The organism is Streptomyces sp. B1866 (assembly GCF_031932565.1).
Classification (GTDB): Bacteria; Actinomycetota; Actinomycetes; order Streptomycetales; family Streptomycetaceae; genus Streptomyces.
This window is the reverse complement of the sequence record NZ_JAVSCF010000420.1, coordinates 1-3,159: the sequence shown is the minus strand read 5'-3', so window position 1 is coordinate 3,159 and position 3,159 is coordinate 1. Positions and strand designations below refer to the sequence as shown.

General features: G+C 80.0%; 3 protein-coding genes. All 3 read right to left on the bottom strand.

All coding sequences use genetic code 11. From position 1 onward, the window contains the following. Positions 1–313: 313 nt before the first annotated feature. The gene (locus RKE29_RS28935; RefSeq protein WP_312008679.1) at positions 314–1,432 is read right to left on the bottom strand and encodes a C40 family peptidase; all 1,119 of its coding nucleotides are present in this window, start codon (positions 1,430–1,432) and stop codon (positions 314–316) included. 563 nt (positions 1,433–1,995) lie between these two features. After that, a complete protein-coding gene (locus RKE29_RS28930; RefSeq protein ID WP_312008678.1) occupies positions 1,996–2,259 on the bottom strand; it encodes a hypothetical protein in 264 nt (87 codons plus the stop codon). A gap of 30 nt (positions 2,260–2,289) precedes the next feature. Continuing rightward, the gene (locus RKE29_RS28925) at positions 2,290–3,036 is read right to left on the bottom strand and encodes a TetR/AcrR family transcriptional regulator (protein WP_312008677.1); all 747 of its coding nucleotides are present in this window, start codon (positions 3,034–3,036) and stop codon (positions 2,290–2,292) included. Positions 3,037–3,159 lie beyond the last annotated feature (123 nt).

Below are 3,159 nucleotides of genomic sequence, written 5' to 3'. Positions count from 1 at the left end.
GGGGCGCGGCGCCCGGACCCCGCGCGGGCCGCGTGGCAGGGCGCCGGGCGGCGCTCCGCCGGTGCCGGTCCGGCGGCGTACGGCCCGCTGACGGCCTGTTGTGCGTTCGTCCGCGCGGAGTGCCGCGACCGGGCGCCACGGGCCCGCGGCCCCACGCCCTCGCTGCCGGGGACGACCGGCGGAGAACGGGTCTGCTCGGCGTCGGCTGCAACGTCCCGCCCGCGCGGGGCGTCAGCGGTACGGCGCCGTACGGGCGGCCGTGCGGGCGGGGCACGCGCGGCCTCACGGCGCGGTACGCGCGGCCTTACGGCGGTCAGGCGCGCCGTGCGGGCCGTACGCGCGGGTCGCGTGTCTGCGGCTCGGCGTCCGGGCGGACGGCGCCCAGCACCGGGTTGACCGCCATGGGGGACATCGTCACGCGCGCGCCGGGCCGCGGCGCCTGCACCACCTGCCCGCCGCCCGCGTACAGCGCCACGTGCGTGGCACCGGGGAAGTAGACGACCAGGTCGCCGGGGCGCAGCTCGTCCATCGGCACCTTCGGCAGCTTGCGCCACTGCTCCTGGCTGGTCCGGGGGATGGGCCGCCCGGCGTGCGCCCACGCCTGCGAGGTCAGTCCCGAGCAGTCGAAGGCGTCCGGGCCCTCCTGGCCCCACCCGTAGGGCTTGCCGATCTGCTCGACGGCGTACCGCAGTGCGCGGCCGCCGGCCGAGGTCGGCGCGCGGTCCTCGGCGACGGCGGAGCGCAGGGCGCGGTCGGAGGCCAGCCGCTCGCGGTGGGCACCGGCGGCGCCCTGCCGCTCCAGCCTCCGCAGCTTCGCCAGCCGGGAGTCGCTCAGCGACGCGAGCGTGCGCTCGATGGCCCGCAGCCGCCGCTGGACCGTTCTGCGCTGCGTGGCGCGCCGGGCCGTCAGGCGCTCGCGCTCGCGCAGGGCCTTGCGGGCCCGGGCGGCGAGGCGGTGGGCGCGGTCCTCGGCGCGGGTCAGCCGGTCCACGGCGGCGGCCTGCCGCCGCGCGGCCCGGCGCAGCTCGCGCCGCTCGTCCAGCGGCGGTGGGGGGCCGGGGCGCAGCAGGGTCAGCAGGGCCGAGTACCGGGACAGCTCGCTGTGGCCCTGGTACTGGCGGCGGGCCAGGGCGCCGGCCCGCGCCCGGCTCCCGGCCAGCCGGGCGCGGGCGCGGCGCAGGGCGCGGTCGAGCTTCGCGACCCTGGCCCGCTGGGCGCGCAGCCGTTCCCCGGTCGCGTTGTACGCCTCGGTGGCCTCCTCGGCCTGCCGGTAGAGCGTGCGCAGGCGCACCAGCAGGTCGGCGACCGGCTCGGCGCCGGGCGCGGCCGCCGGGGCGGCGGGGGCCGCGTACCCGCCGGGCGCGGGCGCGGCGAGGACGGCCGCCGCGGCGAGGGCCGCCGCACAGGCCGAGCGCGTGATCCGTCCCGCCACCTTCAGCCACCCTTCGTCGCGCGTTCCGCCGCCGGGTCCGGTTTCGCGGCCCGCGCGGGCCGCTGCCCCGACCTTGGCGGGCCGCGCCGCGCGATCGTCGGATCGTCGGGACACGGGTGGGCGGAACGGAGCAGCAGGACCACTCGCGGGGGTGGCGGCCGGCCTGGCAGCGGGGTCCGGCGCGGCGGCGCGCGCCATCGCCGGACGGGGGCCGCGCGCCGGCCGGCTGCCGTGCGGGCGGGCGGACCGGGGGCAGCGCCGGACACGCGGCGTTCAGCCGGCTCGTACGCACCCGGCGGGGCCGGGGCGTCGGCTCGGGGTCCGCGCCGACCCGGCCGGTGCCGGGTGCGCGCTCACGCCGTACGGATGCGCGCCGCCGCGCCCACGCCCGTACGGATCCGCAGTACGGGCCCGCGCGGATGCGGCCGCGCCCGTACGGACCGCGTCGGACGCGGCCCGGCGCGGGCGCCCTCACCGGACGAGCCCTCAGCCGGGGCGGGGCGGCGTACGGGGGCGCGAGGAGACCTCGGCGGCGCACGCGGACGACAGGCCGCGGCGGCGGGTCAGCGCGGCCGGGACCAGGGCCATTTCGGGCCGCCGCGCGGCGTGCCCGCCGGCTCGTACTCGTACCGCCACGCCCGCACGACCCCCAGCCGGCCGGCCGCCGCGGGCACCCGGCGGTAGACGTGCACGGTCGGCGGGCCGCCCGCCGCGTCCGGCACCGGCACCTCGTACGTCTTCGGGGGCTGGCCGGTGAGCCCCACCAGCACCGGCAGCACGCGGCCGGCCAGCGGTCCGCCCACGAAGAGCGTGTCCTCGCTCCTCACCGGTCTCTCACCGGTCCCCTCCCGCGCCGCTCACAGCAGGTGCTCCGCCTCGTACACCAGCGGCAGGGCCTGGCGCAGCAGGATGCCCACCGGCCCGTCCCGCTCCTCGGAGACCAGCGCCGACCGGGCCAGCTCGGTGGTCTGCGGGTCGTTCACCGCGGTGGCGATGAACGACCCGACGAAGTGGTGCACCAGCCAGTCGCGCAGCTCCTCCTTCGGCGGCTGCCGGCCGTCGTCCAGCCAGGTCAGCGACGCGGCCTCCGCGGCCGTGATCCACGTGCGGACCATCGTGCGCAGCGGCCGGCCCGGCTCGGTGGCGCCCAGGTGCCGCAGGATGTGCCCGGCCGCCGTCCGCCGCACCTCGTCCACGATCGCGTTCGTACGCGAGGTCTCGGCGACGCTGCCGCCCTGGAGCAGGGCGCTGAACCCCGCGGCGTGCCCGTCGACGAACGCCAGGTAGCGGTCCATGGTGCGGGACAGCCGCTCGGACAGCGGGCCGGTCTCGGGCTCCACGAAGCACTCCTGGAGCTGGTCGGCCGAGTCGCGCAGCGCGGCCTCGTACAGCTCCTGCTTGCCGCCGGGGAAGTAGCGGTAGACCAGCGGCCGGGAGGCGCCCGCGGCGGCGGCCACGTCGTCCAGGGACACGTCCTCGGGCGGGTTGTGGGCGAACAGCGCGATGGCGGCGGTGATCAGCTCGGCGCGCCGCTCGGCCACGCTCAGCCTGCGGTAGGCGCCGCGGCGGGCCGTGGGCTGGGCTGTCTCGCTGCCTGACGTCATGCCTCGCAGGGTAACCGGACCGGCCTGGCGGGCCGCGGGCGGCGGCCCGCCCACCGGCCGGGACCGGCCGCCGCCGACGGGTTCCGGCCAGGGGCCGGCGGTGCGGCGGGGCGCGGCGGCGGG

Bases quoted from the DNA above. Each gene is read 5' to 3' on its own strand.
- RKE29_RS28925 (WP_312008677.1), bottom strand. From the start codon at position 3,036: ATGACGTCAGGCAGCGAGACAGCCCAGCCCACGGCCCGCCGCGGCGCC.